This is a genomic window from Chryseobacterium sp. SSA4.19 (assembly GCF_022601875.1).
Taxonomy (GTDB): Bacteria; Bacteroidota; Bacteroidia; order Flavobacteriales; family Weeksellaceae; genus Chryseobacterium.
This window is the reverse complement of sequence record NZ_JAKVIP010000003.1, coordinates 39,518-58,225: the sequence shown is the minus strand read 5'-3', so window position 1 is coordinate 58,225 and position 18,708 is coordinate 39,518. Positions and strand designations below refer to the sequence as shown.

Below are 18,708 nucleotides of genomic sequence, written 5' to 3'. Positions count from 1 at the left end.
ATGGGAAAACTAGCAACCATTGATATCATCATCTTTCTTATTTATTTTGTGGTGGTAGCCTCCTACGGGATCTGGATTTACAGAAAGAAAAAATCCGAATCTACAGGGAGTAAAGATTATTTCCTTGCCGAAGGTTCACTGACCTGGTGGGCCATCGGAGCCAGCTTAATTGCGTCCAACATTTCGGCCGAACAGTTCATCGGAATGAGTGGTGAAGGGTTCTTCGTTGGGGTAGCGGTTGCCGCCTATGAGTGGATCGCTGCTGTAGCCCTGATTATTATTGCCGTGTGGTTTATCCCGATCTACCTGAAAAACAAGATCTACACCATGCCGCAGTTCCTGGAAACCCGTTACAACAAATCGGTTTCCCTGATTATGGCCGTGTTCTGGCTGTTTTTATATGTTATCGTAAACCTGACTTCCATTCTGTATCTCGGGGCATTGGCCATTGATACTTTATTGGGTGGAGAACACCTTCATATTATTATGATCGTCCTTCTGCTGATGGCTTTGCTGATCGGTCTGGGAGGAATGAAAGTAATCGGGTACACCGATGTGATCCAGGTAGCTGTTTTGATTATTGGAGGTTTTGCCACCGTATATATGGCATTGCAGATTGTTGACCAGAGGATCAACGGTGCTGCGGTAGGAAATGCTCTGGCAGGATTCAACACCCTGATGAACGAAGCGCCGGGACATTTTAAATTGATGCTTGATAAACCGAAAACCACGACAACCACTTTAGGGATGGCCCAGAACCTGGACGTTCAGAAGTATGTGGTATTGCCAGGACTGGCGATGTATTTTGCAGGACAGTGGATCGTAAACCTGAACTATTGGGGCTGTAACCAGTACATTACCCAGCGCGCTTTGGGAGCAGACCTGAAAACTGCCAGAACCGGGATTTTGTTTGCCGGATTTTTAAAGCTTTTCATGCCGATCATAGTAATGCTTCCGGGAATTGCAGCGTATGTGCTGTATACCAAAGGACAGCTTCCGGGATTCAACGGGGTGAAAGACGGTGCATATTCAGCGATCTTAGGATTTTTACCTGAAGGTCTGAAAGGACTTGCCGTTGCAGCTTTAACCGCAGCGATCGTCGCTTCCCTGGCCGGAAAAGTAAACAGTATTTCAACGATTTTCACATTGGATATCTATAAAAAATACCTGAAAACGGATGCTACTGAAATCCAGATGGTAAGGACAGGAAGATGGGTGATTATTTCAGCAATGGCTATTGCCCTGCTCTTTACCTGGACGGACGTTTTAGGCATCGGAGGAGAAGGCGGATTTACCTTCATCCAGAAATACACCGGATTTATCAGCCCCGGAGTATTTGCGATGTTCTTACTGGGAATGTTCTGGAAGAGAACAACAGGAACGGCTGCTTTGGTAGGGGTGATTTTAGGCTTTGCACTGGCGATCTTCTTCAACAGCTTTGCGATCGGAATCTTTGGAAAAGAAACGTGGCTGTATACGGCGTTTACTTATGAAAAACTGGAAAACGGCGTGGTACACACCATCACCGAAATTCCGTTCCTCATCAACATGGGATGGTCGTTCTTCATTACCATTGTTGTCATGATCCTGATCAGTCTTGCCGGTCCGAAAGTCAATCCGAAAGCATTCGCGATCGATATCAAAATGTTCAAGGTAGACTACAGAACCATGGTGCTGATTGTGGTTACTTTATTGTTGCTTACCGCTTTGTATGTGAGGTTCTGGTAGAAAAAATGTAACTAATTTGTAAACAGGATGTTTTCGGACATCCTGTTTTTTTATGAAATATAACCGGTGAATGAGCAATGTATAATAAAACTCATGGTTAAAAATAAAATGTAATATCCTAAGATGTAACAATCTTGTTTTTGAGGGTACTCATTAAAAAAATTAAAGCTATGAAATTTCTAAAACTTTTATCTCTGATCCTCATCTTGCGGTCTGCCGTTTCCTATACCTCTGCGCAGCAATCTCTGCAAATTCCCGGAAAAAATCAGGCTGATTTGTCATTGATTAAAAATGAAAACTATTCGATGATCTGGTATGCCATGAAAGATACGTCAAAAATGGAAATGGCCAAAGTGGATACTAAAATTGTAAAAACCGATACCCGTATTAACGTGACCACCATTGTTAAAATGAAAAATATGCCGGACTGGACAGATGAAACAGAATTGGCTTTTCCCAACCTGGCTGCCGTAAAGCACAGTTCATTCAATACCCAGAGAGATATGGTGCTGGATTTCGGAAATCAGAATATGGTGACCGGATATTATCTGGATAAAGCTCAGAATAAAAAAACAGAGATCAGTGAAAAGACCAGAGGAAAATTTTTTGACAGTAATTTTTATCCTCAACTGATCCGCTGGCTGCCGCTGAAAGAAGATTATACTACCGAAATATCCCTTTTCGATTACAATCCAAAGTCTGCTATTGGTATTATTAAAGCTTATATCACCGGAACCAAAAAAGGAACTTATAATAATAAAACCGTCTGGATCATTTCCGTTACTGATGATATTTCAGAAAAGAAAGTAATAAGCACCTATTATATTGATGTCATGACCCGTGAAGTTCTGAAACAGGAAATTGATATGGCGGGAAGAAAGATGATGATGGAAAGAATATAGCAAAAAATCAACAGCAACTAATACAACACGCAAGCAGCTTATTTTTAGGGGCAATCGCTTTACTCTGCATATCTTATATCTTAAACATAAATCCTTCCGCAATCTTTTTATTATATTTCTCTTCATCGAAACGGTATAAGTAAGATCCCTTCTTAGAGGAGGTCATATCTTTTTCCTCTGTTTTTACAAGAATATCCAGAGCGTTGATCTTGCTGATGAAATTACGTTTGTCATATTGCTCGTTGAAGATGGCTTCATATAAGTTCTGAAGGTCTTTCATTGTAAATTTTTCCGGGAGAAGTTCAAAACCGATGGGTCTCGTGGAAGCTCTTCTTCTGAGCCTCAGCACCGCATCCGCCACCATTTCATTATGATCAAAAATCAGGCTCGGAAAATCCTGAAGGTCGAACCATTGTGCATTGTACCTTTCGTTAATCTGGATATTCTTCTCAATATTAATCAGTGCATAATAGGAAACGGAAATGATGCGGGCAGTGGGCTCACGTTCTATTTCACTGTAACATTTCAGCTGTTCAAGATAGATGTTTTCAAGCCCTGTTAAAGTATTCAGTACACGTGAGGCAGCCTGATCTGATGTTTCCGCAGAATTAATAAAGCCGCCCATCAGCGACCAATGTCCTTTTTGAGGCTCGAAATCCCTTTTAACAAGAAGGATCTTAACATTTTCACCATCAAAGCCGAAAATAATACAGTCGACAGCTACCAAATGTCTGGAATAGCTTCCGTAGTCTTTTACCATCTCAATCAATTTATGCAAATGTACATTTTTAACACTGATAAAATTGCTTAAAAATAACAAATGTATTATTTACACTTCATTGGTGTTGAATTATAGTTAAGGATTGAATAAAGAGTAGCTGAGGAGCCTTTTTAGGTATTTTTTTTCAACATAATTGATGATATTTATCTATAAAAGAATTCATATTGATATTAATTTAATGTTAAAATTACGTTAAAGTTTAAATATAATTTAAAATCACTTTTGGAAGCGGTAATTGTCACAGACATTGTTAAAAATACGATAAGCATTCAGTAAAAATATTCCAGTATGTTGGGATGATTTCCTGAACGGTTTGGTACCAGTCAATTGTATAGAATGAAGATTTAAAACAAGTATGATTATGTATTCGTATTTTTTATGATAAGATACTCTGTTTTATGTGTTGTGACGGACTTTTTATTAGATTGTAGGTTGTTTGTTAAAGAAGCGCAGGATCAAAATGCTTTTGTATATTAATACTTTCTTTTATTTTTAAAAAATATAGGATTATATAAAATCATGAACAGAATAGCACTGGCAGTATTTTTAAGTTGCACTTCTTTTACATTCGGACAGACAGGTCAGAAAGTAAGCTATTTTCCATTAAAAGATGTGCAATTGACAGAAAGTGTCTTCAACAAAGCCATGCAGGCGGACAAAGGATATATCATGGCGATGGAACCGGACCGGTTGCTGGCACCTTATCTGAAAGAGGCCGGCCTTTCCGCTAAAGCGGTGAATTATCCCAACTGGGAAAATACAGGACTGGACGGACATATCGGCGGACACTATCTTTCAGCGCTCGCACTGATGTATGCTTCCACGGGCGATGCCAAAGTAAAGCAGCGTCTCGATTACATGATCGATGAGCTGGAACGCTGCCAGAAAGCTTCCGGCAACGGCTATGTTTCCGGGATTCCGAACGGAAAAAAAGTATGGAACGAGATTGCAGAAGGAAACATCCGGGCTTCCGGCTTCGGACTGAACGACCGCTGGGTTCCATTGTATAATATTCATAAAACCTATTCCGGATTGCGCGACGCCTACTGGTATGCAGGAAGTGAGAAGGCAAAAGAAATGCTGATCCGTTTAACGGACTGGATGGCAAACGAAGTATCCGGACTTTCCGATGAACAGATCCAGGAAATGCTCAGGAGCGAGCACGGCGGATTGAATGAAGTCTTTGCCGATGTTTACGATATCACCAAAAATAAAAAATACCTTCAGCTGGCGCACCGGTTTTCGCATCAGGCGATTCTGAACCCTTTGCTGAGTGGTGAAGATAAGCTCACGGGAATCCATGCCAATACGCAAATCCCGAAAGTCATCGGTTATAAACGCATTGCCGATCTTGAACATAATGCTTCCTGGAATGCCGCAACCGATTTTTTCTGGCATAATGTCACTGAAAAAAGGTCTTCCGCCATTGGTGGGAACAGTGTGAGCGAGCATTTCAATCCGGTCAATGATTTCAGCAGCATGATTAAAAGCATTGAAGGCCCTGAAACCTGCAATACGTATAATATGCTGAAACTGACAGGACAGCTGTTTGCCACACTGCCCAAATCCTATTATATGGATTATTACGAGCGGGCATTGTACAACCACATCCTGTCCACGGAAAATCATGACAAAGGCGGCTTCGTGTATTTCACACCGATGCGCCCCGGACATTACCGGGTGTATTCCCAGCCGCAGACCAGCTTCTGGTGCTGTGTCGGTTCAGGAATGGAGAATCATGCCAAGTATGGGGAAATGATCTACGCCCATACGGATAAAGACCTGTACGTCAATCTTTTTATTCCATCCGTTCTGAAGTGGGCGGAGAAAAAAATGGTGCTGAAACAGGAAAACAACTTTCCGCAGAATCCTTCCACCAAATTGGTTTTTGAAGCAGCTCCGAAATCCGAGATCAACCTTAAACTGAGAGCACCGGAATGGACGAATGCTTCACAGATCATCGTTTCGATTAATTCAAAAAATATACATGTACCTGTTGATGCCGACGGCTATATCAATATCAACAGGAAATGGAAAAAAGGCGATGCCGTAGAAATGAAAATGCCGATGCACCTTACCGCAGAGCAGCTGCCGGACCAATCGGATTATTATGCTTTTAAATACGGTCCTGTAGTTTTAGCGGCACCTTACGGAAAAGAAAACCAGCAGGGACTTCTGGCCGATGACAGCCGAGGCGGGCATATTGCCCACGGTCCGCAGATTCCTCTTAACGAAATTCCTGTCATCGAAGACAACGCTTCGGAAGTGCTGAATCATGTGCAGCCGATAAACGGGACCAACCTTTCGTTCAGCATCAACGGGCTATATCCTTCCGAAAAGTTCGGTAGAGGGCTTCAGCTGGTTCCGTTTTATACCATTCAGGAAGAACGGTATATCCTTTACTGGCCGCAGGCAGACCGGGATAAGATTCAGGCTGTACAAAAACAAAGAGCACAGGAAGAAGCCGAAACCCGAAAACTTGACCTGATTACCGCCGATAAAATTCAGCTGGGAGAACAGCAGCCGGAATCCGATCATTTCTTCGAAAGCAAGGACTCTAATACGGGATATATGGAAGACCGACATTTCCGGGATGCCAAGGGCTGGTTCAGCTACCGCATGAAGAACCCGGGAAAAAATGCATCCTTCCTGTATATTCTTTATTTCGACAACAATGCCGGACGTACGCTGAATGCAGAAATCAACGGAAAAAAAGTTATCGCTAAAAAACTTGAAGGCAAGGCCGGGAATTCACCGCAGTACCTGCTGTTACCGGTGCCGGATTCCGAGAAAAATAAAGAAAGCCTTACGGTAAAATTTTCTGCAGAGGATCAGGCCGTGACCTCAAGGATTATTGAAGTCCGCCTTCTTACCCAAAGCTATGAAAAACCCATCAAGTAATTTAAATAACAGTTCATTCCATGAATATGTATAAGTCCAAAACAACCTCTTTTCTGATCGTCAGCCTCTTCAGTTTTTCCATGATGGAAGCCAAAGTAAAGCTTCCTGCCCTGGTTTCGGACGGGATGATCCTGCAACGGAATATGCCGCTGAAAATCTGGGGCTCTGCCGACGCAGGTGAAAAGGTGAACGTGAAATTTTTAAATAAAACCTACACCACCAGCGCCGATAAAAGCGGGAACTGGAACATCATGCTTCCCGAACTGAAAGCCGGCGGACCTTACGTAATGACCATCAACGAAATTACCCTGAAAGACATCCTGATCGGTGATGTGTGGGTAGCTTCCGGACAATCCAATATGGAGCTTCCGATGCGGAGGCTGACACCGTTGTACAGTAACGAAATTAAAAATGCCAACAATAAAAGTATCCGGTTCTTCACGGTACCGCAAAAATACAACTTCAAAACTCCACAAACGGAACTTGAAGGCGGCAAATGGCAATCCACCGATCCGCAGACCATTCTTGACTTTTCAGGGGTAGCGTACTTTTTTGCCAAAGAAATCAATGCTGAAGATAAAGTTCCGGTGGGAATCATTCACACCAGCCTCGGAGGATCTCCGGTTCAGGCCTGGATGGACACCAATTCCCTGAAAAAATATCCTGAATACCTGGAAGAAGCCCAAAAATGGCAGAACGATGACCTGATTAAATCCACCGAATCCGGTGAGCAGGCAGCCAGCAGAGCCTGGTATACCGAACTTGACCAGAACGATCCCGGATTGGCACAGCATTGGGAAAAAGCGGATGTCGATGACTCCGGATGGAAAACCCTGAAAGTTCCGGGATCATGGGAAGATCAGGAAGGATCTTTTGACGGAACGGTTTGGCTGAGAAAAGAAATCAATGTACCGGCCGGATCATCCGGGAAAACTGCCTTTTTAAATCTAGGAAGGATCAAAGATGCTGATGTTACTTATATCAACGGCGTGAAAGTCGGGAATGTAACCTATGAATACCCGCCGCGCTGGTACGATATTCCGGCAGGTGTACTGAAGGACGGAAAGAACATCATTACGGTCCGCATCACCAACGGAAGCGGGAGAGGGCAGTTCATTGCCGATAAACCGTACTACCTGGAAATCGGAGGCCAGAAAATAGACCTTACCGGAAACTGGAAATATAAAGTCGGTGCAAAAATGCCGAGAGTGGCGCCCGGACAGACCTTTATCCGCTGGAAGCCGACCGGATTGTACAATTCGATGATCAATCCGCTCACCAATTATAAAGTAAAAGGATTCCTCTGGTACCAGGGCGAAAGCAATACCGGAAAACCGAAAGAATACGGCGACCTGCTGACGACCATGATCACCGACTGGCGCAACAAATGGAATGAGCAAAACGCACCGTTCCTGATTGTGCAGCTGGCCAACTTTATGGAAACCAAAAGCCAGCCGATTGAAAGCAACTGGGCCGAGCTGAGGGATCAGCAGCGCCTGGTTTCCCAGACGGTTCCGAACACCGGACTGGCCGTAACCATCGACGTAGGAGAGTGGAATGACATCCATCCGCTGAATAAAAAAGCAGTCGGTGACCGCCTGGCTTTCCAGGCTCTGAAAATAGCGGATAAAAAGAATATCGTGGCAGACGGACCGGTGTACGAATCCATGAAAACCGAAGGGAACAAAATCATCCTTTCTTTCAAAGCCGGAACCGCTCAGCTGGCTCCCGTTTCAGAACTGAAAGGCTTTGCCATCAAGAATTCAGACGGAAACTGGGCTTGGGCGAAAGCCAAAACCGAAGGTAAAAAGGTTGTGGTCTGGAACGACGCGGTTAAAAATCCGGTAGCCGTACGATACGACTGGGCCGACAATCCGGACGGCAATCTCAAAAACACAGCCGGGCTTCCTGCTTCACCTTTTACCACAGAAAAAAATTAATTTAATCCTCATATTTAAAAATGAATAATCATCCACAAAAAATATCAGTATCCGAAAAAATAGGCTACAGCTTAGGGGACCTTGCGGCCAACCTTGTTTTTCAGACCCTGGTTACCTACCTCGCTTATTTTTATACCGATATTTACGGACTGAAGCCGGAAGATGCTTCTATTATTACCCTGATTGTAGGCCTCATCGCAGGATTCGGATTCAACCCGGTGATCGGTGCTTTGGCAGACCGTACCAAAACCAAGTGGGGAAAATTCCGTCCGTGGATTTTATTTACAGCCGTTCCTTTGGGAATTGCTGCTCTTCTGGCATTCAGCACACCCGGCTTTTCCTACAAAGGAAAAATGATTTATGCAGCGATTACCTATTCACTGCTTTTACTGCTGTACGCGGCCAACAACCTGCCGTACGCCGCACTGAGCGGGGTAATTACCGGAGACATGGGAGAGCGAAACAGCATTTCTTCCTACCGTTTTGTAGCGGTAATGTTTGCCCAGTTCTTCGTGCAGGTATTCATGCTGCCGATCATCCTGTCCGCAGGGCATGGCGACAAGGCAGCGGGTATTGAAACCGTAATGACCTGGCTGGCGATCATCGGCTCCGTCATGTTGCTGATTACTTTTTTCACCACAAAAGAAAGGATCATTCCGACATCCGACCAGAAATCCAGCCTGAAAGAAGACCTGAAAGACCTTTCCAAAAATAAGCCTTGGATCATCATGCTTACGGTAACAGCACTGATCTTCATTACCCTGGCGATGAAAGGAGGTTCCTACGTGTATTATTTCAACAATTACGTGGATGAACCGGCTTTAGCCTCTTTTATTTCACCGATCACCAACTTTTTTAATTCCATCGGGATGAATTTCTTCGGGGAAGACCCGAGATCGGCAGGATTCGGTTTATTCAACGCCGGCGGGATCATCATGATGATTGTCGGAATTACTTTCTCCAAAAGATTTGCCGATAAATATGGGAAAAGAGATGCTTTCATCGCTTCTCTGTTTATTTCCACTTTATTTGTTCTGGCTTTCATCTTATATCCGCCGAAGTCGGTAGGATTGATGTTCCTGTCACAGATCCTTCACGGATTCTTTTACGGGATCAGCACGCCGCTCCTTTGGGCTATGATTGCCGATGTAGCCGACTATTCCGAATGGAAAAACAACCGACGCGCCACAGCGATTATCTTTTCAGCCATGATGGTTGGGTTAAAAGTAGGATTGAGCATCGGAAGTTCACTGGTTTCTTCCATTATCGGACATTACGGTTACATTTCTTCAGAAGGAGCCGAAAATGTAATACAGCCGGAAACCGTAGCTGCCGGAGCCAAAATGCTGGTGAGTATTTTCCCGTCTATTCCGTTCTTCCTTTCCTGTGGTCTCCTTATGTTCTATAAGATCAACAAGAAAATGGAGGTTCAGATCGAGCAGGATCTTAAAGAAAGAAGGAAAAAAGAAGATTGATACTCATATCTTGCTCTAAGCTCCGTAGTAGCGACCTGTTAATAGCAAAAATAGTAAAACATTCATCAAGCCTCGTAGTGGCGACCTGTTAATAGATAAATTATAAAAAATAAGTATGAAGAAAGCCATTGCCGTATTAGGAATTTTAGCCCTTACGGTTTCGTGTAAAACAGCACAGACCACGTCTTCCGGCGATTCCCTGAAAGATGCATTCAACAATAAATTCTATATCGGAACGGCAATGAGCCTTCCGCAGATCGACGGTACGGATGTAAAGTCCGACGATATCATCAGGAAGCAGTTCAGTTCCATCGTGGCCGAAAATTGTATGAAATCCATGTTCATCCAGCCGCAGGAAGGGAAATTTTTCTTTGATGATGCCGATAAATTTGTAGCGTTCGGAGAGAAAAACAAAATGTTCATTATCGGTCATACCCTGGTTTGGCATTCCCAGCTGCCGAAATGGTTTTTTGTAGGCAAAGACGGGAAAGATGTTTCACCGGAAATCCTGAAACAGCGCATGAAAAGCCATATTTCCACTTTAGTAGGAAGATACAAAGGCCGGGTAAAAGGCTGGGATGTGGTGAACGAAGCCATTATGGAAGACGGAACCTATAGAAAGTCCAAGTTTTATGAAATCCTGGGCGAAGAATTTATTCCGCTTGCTTTTCAATACGCACAGGAAGCGGATCCGAATGCCGAACTGTATTACAACGATTACAACGAATGGTTCCCTGAAAAAGTGAAAACTGTCAATAAAATCGTCAAAAATATGAAATCCAGAGGGATCCGTATCGATGGAGTAGGCATGCAGACCCACGTGGGATTGGACAATCCGAAACTGGAAGAATATGAAAAAGCCATCACCGATTACGCGGCAGCCGGAGTAAAAGTAAACGTTACCGAAATGGAAATCAGTGCCCTTCCTTCACCTTGGGGAACCTCTGCCAACGTTTCCGATAAAGTGGAATATGAAGCGAAGATGAACCCTTACACCAAAGGGCTTCCTGAAAATGTTCAGCAGGAATGGGAAACCCGCTACCTGGATTTCTTCAGGTTGTTCCTGAAACACCAGGATAAAATCAGAAGGGTAACCCTTTGGGGCGTCACTGACAACCAGTCCTGGAAAAATGATTTCCCGGTGAAAGGCAGAACCGATTACCCGCTTCTGTTCGACCGCAATGACCAGGCAAAACCTGTGGTGAGGAAAATCATTGAATTAACCAAATAAATTAATAAACCACAAAAGCCACAAAAGAAATCCTTGAAATCAGAGTAGTTCAAAAGAACAAAAAAGTGATATATATTAATTTATTATTCTTTTTTGAACTTTGAAAAGCTTTATGCAGAATTAAATCTTTTGTGACTTTTGCGGTTAAAATCTAAAGTTTAAACTGTAAAAAATGAACAAAGCAAAATACCTTTTCCCGAAAGACTATATGGCGGACCCTTCCGTACACGTTTTTGAAGGCAAGCTCTATATCTATCCGTCCCATGACCGTGAAAGCGGCATCGAAGAAAATGACAACGGCGATCATTTCGATATGAATGATTACCATGTTTTCTCCCTTAATAACGTGGAAAACGGTGAAATTACAGATCACGGCGTAGTGCTTTCGGTAAAGGATGTTCCATGGTCGGGAAGACAGTTGTGGGATTGTGACGTCGCCTTTAAAGACGGTAAATATTATATGTATTTTCCGCTGAAAGATAAAAACGACATTTTCAGAATCGGGGTGGCGGTGAGTGACAAACCATACGGGCCGTTTGTTCCGGAAAAATATCCGATGATGGGAAGCTACAGCATCGACCCTTGCCTGTTTGAGGACAACGGGAAACATTATATGTATTTCGGGGGCATCTGGGGCGGACAGCTACAGCGTTACCGCGATAACAAAGCACTTGAATCTGCCGTGATTCCTAATGATAACGAGCCGGCAATTCCATCAAAAGTAGTGATGCTAAGCGACGATATGCTGGAATTCGGTGAGGAGCCGAAAGACGTGATAATCCTTGACGAAAACGGAAACCCATTGCTTCACGGTGATAAGCACCGGTTTTTTGAAGCTTCGTGGATGCACAAATACAATGGAAAATATTACTTTTCCTATTCTACGGGAGATACTCATTTGATCTGTTATGCAACCGGCGATAATCCGTACGGACCATTTACTTTCCAGGGGGAAATCCTGACACCGGTTGTCGGCTGGACCACTCACCATAGCATTGTGGAATTTGAAGGAAAATGGTACTTGTTCTTCCACGATTCCGTTCCGAGCGGCGGAAGAACTTGGCTGAGAAGCATGAAAGTCGTTGAAATCGAATATGATAACGACGGTATAATAAAAACCATCGAAGGGCTGGAAGAGAACCAGTAAACCTGATCAGTCTTCCGGATTTTTCCGGCAATCCACTTTGTCAAAGTTCAAAACTTTGACAAAGTTTGTCTCTACCATCCGAACCCGAAGGGTTCAACAAAAATAGCCATAGGCGAAACCTATGGAAAAGATCAAAGGCGTTAACCTCAAACATAGAAAAAACCTGATAATTGAAGACTTTTTTCAATTCAATAAAAAAATAAATCAATCCCAATGCAGCATTTCCGAACTTATCTTATGTTATTCCTGATGATTCCGTTAACGGTTTTTGCCGAAGACGGAAGTCAGCTCTGGCTCCGGTTTCCGGTAAAAAACGGAATATCCTCTGAAAAAATCATGGCTAAAGGCAACAGCCCGACCCTGAACATTGCCCGGAAAGAACTGACCGGCCATTGGCAGGGACAAACGGTGGAACTCAGGCTGGAAAAATCACTGAAAAATCTGAAAGACGGTTACCGGATAACCTCATCGCCTGAAAAGATCGTTGTTTCAGCACCGAAGGAATCAGGATTGCTGTATGGGGTGTACCACATGCTCAGGCTGCAGCAGACCAACGCGAATCTTAACAATCTGAATATTACCGAAAAGCCCTCTTACGATGTACGGATCCTGAACCACTGGGATAACCTGGACGGAAGCATCGAGCGCGGATATGCGGGCCACTCGTTATGGAAATGGGAAGATCTGCCCAATACCGTTTCGCCGAGGTACGAAGAATACGCAAGAGCAAATGCTTCCATCGGAATCAACGCAACGGTATTGAATAACGTGAACGCTTCTCTGAATATGCTTCGCGAAGATTACCTGAAAAAAGTAAAGGTGCTGGCGGATATTTTCAGGCCTTATGGCATTAAAGTGTATCTGTCGGTCAATTTCTCTTCCCCGAAAGTTTTAGGCGGAACAGAGAATTCGGATCCGTTGAATAAAGACGTGCAGAAATGGTGGAAAGAAAAGGCTGCCGAAATTTACAAGCTGATCCCGGACTTCGGTGGATTCCTGGTAAAAGCCAATTCCGAAGGACAGCCGGGACCGCAGGATTACGGAAGAACCCATGCCGACGGTGCCAATATGATGGCCGATGTCCTGAAACCTTACGGCGGAATCGTGATGTGGAGGGCTTTTGTGTACAGCCCGAGCAAAGAAGACCGCGCCAAGCAGGCCTACCTTGAATTTGTGCCGCTGGACGGGAAATTCAGGGATAATGTGATCATCCAGATCAAGAACGGACCGGTAGATTTCCAGCCGAGGGAAGCTTTCAATCCGCTTTTCGGAGCGTTGAGAAAAACGCCGGAGATGGTAGAGTTCCAGATCACACAGGAATATCTGGGACAGGCCAATCATCTGGCTTATCTGGCCCCGTTGTTTAAGGAAACCCTGGAAAGTGATACCTATGCCAATGGAAAAGGATCGACCATTGCTAAAATTACCGACGGTACGCTAAGACCTGGAAAACTCACCGCTATTTCAGCGGTGGCCAACATCGGTGAAGATACCAACTGGACCGGCCATCAGTTTGCCCAATCCAACTGGTATGCTTTCGGAAGATTGGCTTGGAATCATGAACTGACTTCAGAGCAGATCGCCGACGAATGGATTAAAATGACGTTTACTGATAAGCCGGAGTTTGTGAATCCGGTAAAACAAATAATGCTGACTTCCCGCGAAACGGTGGTGGATTATATGATGCCTCTGGGCCTTCACCACATATTTGCCGGAAACCACCACTACGGCCCGGAGCCGTGGGGCGATTACAAAGGCGGAAGACCGGATTGGTCGCCGGTATATTACCACCAGGCAGATGCCAACGGACTCGGCTTTGACCGGACCAAAACCGGAAGCAATGCCGTTTCCCAGTATTTCCCGCCGTTGAATGAAATTTACGGAAACATCGAAACCTGCCCGGAAAACCTGATCCTGTGGTTCCATCATGTACCGTGGGATTATAAAATGAAAGACGGCAAAACTCTGTGGGATGAGCTGTGCTACAAATACGATTCAGGGGTTCATCAGGTAAGGGAATACCAGAAAACCTGGGACCGGATGCAGCCTTACATCGATGAGCAGCGTTTCTCCGAGATTCAGTCCAAGCTGAAAATCCAGGCAAAAGATGCCGTTTGGTGGAAAGATGCCTGCCTGCTGTACTTCCAGACCTTTTCCAAAAGACCGATTCCGTATGAGATCGAACGTCCGGTGAATGAGCTGGAAGACCTGAAGAAAATCAAGCTGAATATGGGACACCATAATTAAAAAAAACTGAGGCAACTCCTGATGGGGTTGCCTCAATACTGACTGTACGTAAAATTGTATTCCCTTTATGAACCGGGAATGGTATCTATAATTTAGTTATGGATCTTATTTGAAAGAAATGACTTTGTTAAAAATATTTCCGGCTTGTTCAATCTTGATAATATAGGTATCTGAAGTTTGCCGGTTAAGATCAAAAGCCATGTCAATAGTGCCATCAACAGCAATTTTGTTACCTGCATAATACACGGTATTGGATGCATCAGAAACAGAAATGTGTACCGGGTTTTCAACATCAGCCATATGGAGGGTTACCATATGATCTGAAACGGTAAACTCAGGTTTACTTACCGAGGCCACCGGAGTCTTTTCCATAGTGATATTGTTATTCCTGCCGATGTTTATCTTGTATTTTTCTACCTTTGTTTCAGATTCTGCAACCAGGTAGTAAGTTCCGGGAGCAAGCGCCTGAAGGTCGTAAGATTTTGTAATACTGCCTTCTGTGTTCAGGTTTTCAGAATACAATTCACCTTCCGTATCATTGTAGATGAATAATGAAATGTTCTTAGCATTCGATACTTCAAAATGTACAGTCTTTGCTGTTATATTTCCAACAGACACAGAAAAATCTCTGTCTTTACTCATCAGGCTGGCTGACATCATTGAGAATCCAAGAAGGATCCCGGCTTTTAAAAATGTATTCATGATAATGTTTTTGTTATCAATAATTTATAGGACAAATGTACAGCAGTATTGTAAATCACTCTACCATATAATTTTCATATATATGTTTTATATTAACCTGCGATATATATTAATTAAATATTTATTGTTAATTTTACATAGTAATAAGTCAATATAACATCATCTTACTGTCATGAAACATTCACATCCTGCCTTTGAAGCCATTCACCCAACGCTAGGAAGCAGCTTTACAAGTCTTAAATTCCTGACCAATGAAAATATCAAATCCCATGTCTGGCATTATCATCCGGAGATTGAACTGATCTATGTATGCAAAGGTTCCGGCAAAAGACAGATCGGAAGTAATATTTCCTATTTTTCGGATGGTGACCTGGTACTTATTGGCAGTAACCTTCCGCATTGCGGTCTTACGAATGAAAATACCAATAATGATTATGAAATGGTGATCCAGTTTAAACCTGACTTTCTGGGAGAAGCTTTCTGGAAAACTCCGGAAATGCAGAGAATAGCAGGACTGCTGGAAAAAGCAAAGGCGGGGATTGTTTTTGGAGAAGATATCAAGAATGAAATCGGAAAAAAGATTTTGGAAATGCACGAATCATCGTCCTTGGACAGGCTGATCAGGTTTCTGGGTATCCTGGATGAGCTGGCGGTCACACAGGACTGCCGGATTTTAAATGCCGGAAAATATTACCTCCAGACTCAGGTGGAAGACAATGAAAGAATCAATGTTATTTTTAATTACGTGAAAGATCATTTTCGGGAACAGATGACTTTGGAAGAAATTGCTGATCTGGCGAATATGAAAGTTCCGTCTTTCTGCCGTTATTTTAAAAAAATAACCAATAAGACATTTACACAGTTCGTTAATGAGTACAGGATTACCCATTCCCTGAAGCTTCTTTCGGAACAGCCGTTAAGCATTACGGAAATCTGTTTTGAATCCGGATTTAATAATTTCAGCTATTTTAATAAAACCTTCAAGGAATATACCAAGAAAAGTCCGTCACAATACAGGAAAGAATTTAACTATCTTATAGAGTAAATTTTAGTTTGATTTTAAATTCATGATTAAAACGTATTAACCATATAAGTGTAATTTTAACATTTATTAATTTGTTTTTATTCTTATTTCTTAACTTAAATTAATAAATTGCACCCATCTATGCACAATCCATTAATCAACCATACCTGCAAAGCATTTCAGTCAGCTTTTCAATCAGAGCCTGAACACTTTTTTCTTTCCCCCGGAAGAATTAATATTCTCGGAGAACACGTGGATTATAATGATGGCTTTGTGCTTCCTGCAGCAATTGACAAATATATTTGCTTTGCAGTTAAAAAAAAACAGGATACGGAAACCTGCACACTTGTGGCTATAGATATTGAGGAATCCTTCAGTTTTAATATTAATGAGCAACAAAGTCCGGTAGAGAAGGCTTGGGCAAATTACCTTTTGGGTGTTGTTGAAGCCATTCAGAAAAACGGGAAAACAATAGGAGGACTTCAGGTTGCATTCAGCAGTACGATTCCCATGGGTTCCGGGCTCTCTTCATCTGCAGCACTGGAATGTGGTTTTGCCTATATTCTGAATGCCTTGTTCGATCTTCAGTTATCAAAAAAAGAAATTGCGCTGATCGGGCAGAAAGCGGAACACACCTTTGTCGGAGTCCAATGCGGGATTATGGATCAGTTTGCTACGGTATTCGGAAAAGAAAACAAAGTAATGATACTGGACTGCAATTCTCTTGAACATCGCTATTATGATGCCCGGCTGGAGGGATATCGCCTGGTATTGTTTGACAGCTGTGTAAAACATACGCACCTTACTTCCGGTTACAACGACAGAAGAAAAGATGTTGAACAGGGAAAGCAGATCATCAGATCCCATTATCCGGAAATGACCAACTTCCGGGATGTTACAGAGGAAATTCTTATTGAACTGAAAAAAGAGATGGGCGAAGTGGTATATAGGCGATGTCTGTATCTCGTTAAGGAAATAAGAAGAGTAGGAGAGGCTGTACAGGCACTATCGGAAAACAGACCGGAAGATCTTGGGCATCTTATGACCGAAACGCATACCGGGCTTTCCAAAGAATACGAAGTCAGCTGTAATGAAATTGATTTCCTGGTGGAAGAAACCCTTACAGAAGAAGGGGTTTTGGGTGCAAGGATGATGGGTGGCGGATTTGGCGGCTGCAGCATTAATCTGCTGAGAGAAGATCAGGCAGACCGCATCAGTAAAACAATAGAAAAAAAGTACAGAGAGGCTTTCGGCATTCAGATGAAAGTTTATAACGTTAATATTTCCGAAGGAATAAAAGAATATACCGCCAATGCATTCATCATTTGACCGTAAAAAGCATCCGCACAGAAGATACAATCCGCTGTTGGACGAATGGGTCCTGGTTTCACCGCAAAGAGGCAATCGTCCATGGCAGGGCCAGACCGAAGAATCCGGACATGACATACTTCCGCAACATGATCCTGCCTGTTATTTATGCGCAGGCAATTTACGTATTAACGGTGAAAAAAATCCTGATTATAAAGGCGTATATGTTTTTGATAATGATTTTGGGTCTCTGATGCAGGAAGAGGTAAACTGTTCAGATAAAAATACAGATTTTTTTTCGATACAGCCTGAGCGCGGGATTAACCGGGTGATCTGTTTTTCCGAAAATCACAGCCTGACTTTGCCGGAAATGCAAATCAACGACATCAGAAAAGTTGTTGATGTCTGGCAGCAGCAGTATGAAGAACTTGGTGCTGAAGATTTTATCAACCATGTTCAGATCTTTGAAAATAAAGGGAAGATCATGGGATGCAGTAATCCGCATCCACACGGGCAGGTCTGGGCCCAGTCTTCTATCCCGACTATCGTGAGGAAAACCCAGGATCATTTAAGAACGTACTATAATCAAAAAGGGACCTCACTTTTACAGGATTATCTGGAAAAAGAAAAAGAGGCTGCGGAAAGAATTATTCTGGAAAACGAAGATTTTGTGGCACTGGTACCTTTTTGGGCTTCATGGCCTTATGAGACAATGATCATCAGTAAGCGGAAAGCTGAAAACATTTCACAGTTTTCAGAAGCTGAAAAAAATACACTGGCAGAGATTTTAAAAGACCTGACGACCAAATATGATAATATTTTCAATATTTCATTTCCTTATTCTGCCGGGATCCATCAGTCGCCGACCGATGGAGAAGATCATCCCGAATGGCATTTCCATATGCATTTTTATCCGCCGCTGCTGCGCAGTGCAGAAATTAAAAAGTTTATGGTGGGATATGAAATGCTTGCTGAAACCCAAAGGGACATTACACCTGAGCAGAGTGCGGCCATATTAAAGGAAAAACCGATTGTTCATTATACAGTTCGGGATAGCCATCAGAAATAGCTGCAATTTAACAGCATATCACTTTCTCAATAAAACAATATCTGATAGGGCTTTTTTTGGATACCTCAGATTAGCTGGTAAAGTGAATTTTCTCCTTATATTTACACCATATATAACACAATTTATATAAATATGATTTTCAATATAGGCTTATGCCTATAAATGCTATTCTTCTGTTCCAAAGCTATTGTATTCTGACTTAATCAAGGTCAGATTTCTTTGCATGAACACCTATGTATACCACATTTTACAA

The 18,708-nt window shown here is 42.9% G+C and carries 13 protein-coding genes; 11 read left to right on the top strand and 2 right to left on the bottom strand.

Features of this window, described 5'->3' with window-relative positions; all coding sequences use genetic code 11:
• Together MKJ01_RS02760 and MKJ01_RS02755 are read left to right on the top strand one after the other, a co-directional pair.
• Entirely contained in the window at positions 1-1,728 is a 1,728-nt protein-coding gene (locus tag MKJ01_RS02760) for a sodium/solute symporter (protein ID WP_241611624.1), read from the top strand.
• Between the two features lie 170 nt (positions 1,729-1,898).
• Complete coding sequence (locus MKJ01_RS02755; protein WP_241611625.1) at positions 1,899-2,630, top strand: hypothetical protein; 732 nt, start codon at positions 1,899-1,901, stop codon at positions 2,628-2,630.
• A gap of 73 nt (positions 2,631-2,703) precedes the next feature.
• On the opposite strand, the gene MKJ01_RS02750 is transcribed toward MKJ01_RS02755, so the two are convergent.
• Positions 2,704-3,390 (bottom strand): NUDIX domain-containing protein, encoded by a 687-nt coding sequence (locus tag MKJ01_RS02750; RefSeq protein WP_241611626.1) that lies wholly within the window; start codon positions 3,388-3,390, stop codon positions 2,704-2,706.
• Between the two features lie 540 nt (positions 3,391-3,930).
• Between MKJ01_RS02750 and MKJ01_RS02745 the strand changes: the two genes are divergently transcribed.
• From MKJ01_RS02745 to MKJ01_RS02720, 6 genes are all read left to right on the top strand, one after another.
• The gene (locus MKJ01_RS02745; protein WP_241611627.1) at positions 3,931-6,312 is read left to right on the top strand and encodes a glycoside hydrolase family 127 protein; all 2,382 of its coding nucleotides are present in this window, start codon (positions 3,931-3,933) and stop codon (positions 6,310-6,312) included.
• Positions 6,313-6,332: 20 nt separating this feature from the next.
• Entirely contained in the window at positions 6,333-8,252 is a 1,920-nt protein-coding gene (locus MKJ01_RS02740; protein ID WP_241611628.1) for a sialate O-acetylesterase, read from the top strand.
• A 20-nt stretch (positions 8,253-8,272) separates the two neighbouring features.
• Positions 8,273-9,727, top strand: a complete 1,455-nt coding sequence (locus MKJ01_RS02735) for an MFS transporter (protein ID WP_241611629.1) — start codon at positions 8,273-8,275, stop codon at positions 9,725-9,727.
• Between the two features lie 115 nt (positions 9,728-9,842).
• On the top strand, positions 9,843-10,958 hold the full coding sequence (locus MKJ01_RS02730) for an endo-1,4-beta-xylanase (RefSeq protein ID WP_241611631.1): 1,116 nt from the start codon (positions 9,843-9,845) through the stop codon (positions 10,956-10,958).
• A gap of 172 nt (positions 10,959-11,130) precedes the next feature.
• Complete coding sequence (locus MKJ01_RS02725) at positions 11,131-12,105, top strand: glycoside hydrolase family 43 protein (protein WP_241611632.1); 975 nt, start codon at positions 11,131-11,133, stop codon at positions 12,103-12,105.
• A 213-nt stretch (positions 12,106-12,318) separates the two neighbouring features.
• Entirely contained in the window at positions 12,319-14,352 is a 2,034-nt protein-coding gene (locus MKJ01_RS02720) for a hypothetical protein (protein WP_241611634.1), read from the top strand.
• Positions 14,353-14,457: 105 nt separating this feature from the next.
• Here MKJ01_RS02720 and MKJ01_RS02715 read toward each other — a convergent pair whose 3' ends face one another.
• Positions 14,458-15,054 carry a hypothetical protein gene (locus tag MKJ01_RS02715; RefSeq protein ID WP_241611636.1) on the bottom strand — a complete coding sequence of 199 codons (597 nt, stop codon included), beginning with the start codon at positions 15,052-15,054 and terminating at the stop codon, positions 14,458-14,460.
• A gap of 172 nt (positions 15,055-15,226) precedes the next feature.
• Between MKJ01_RS02715 and MKJ01_RS02710 the strand changes: the two genes are divergently transcribed.
• From MKJ01_RS02710 to MKJ01_RS02700, 3 genes are all read left to right on the top strand, one after another.
• The gene (locus MKJ01_RS02710; RefSeq protein ID WP_241611638.1) at positions 15,227-16,099 is read left to right on the top strand and encodes an AraC family transcriptional regulator; all 873 of its coding nucleotides are present in this window, start codon (positions 15,227-15,229) and stop codon (positions 16,097-16,099) included.
• 120 nt (positions 16,100-16,219) lie between these two features.
• Positions 16,220-17,407, top strand: a complete 1,188-nt coding sequence (galK, locus tag MKJ01_RS02705; RefSeq protein ID WP_241611640.1) for a galactokinase — start codon at positions 16,220-16,222, stop codon at positions 17,405-17,407.
• Complete coding sequence (locus MKJ01_RS02700) at positions 17,391-18,455, top strand: UDP-glucose--hexose-1-phosphate uridylyltransferase (RefSeq protein ID WP_241611642.1); 1,065 nt, start codon at positions 17,391-17,393, stop codon at positions 18,453-18,455. Before galK ends, MKJ01_RS02700 begins: the two co-directional genes overlap by 17 nt.
• Positions 18,456-18,708 lie beyond the last annotated feature (253 nt).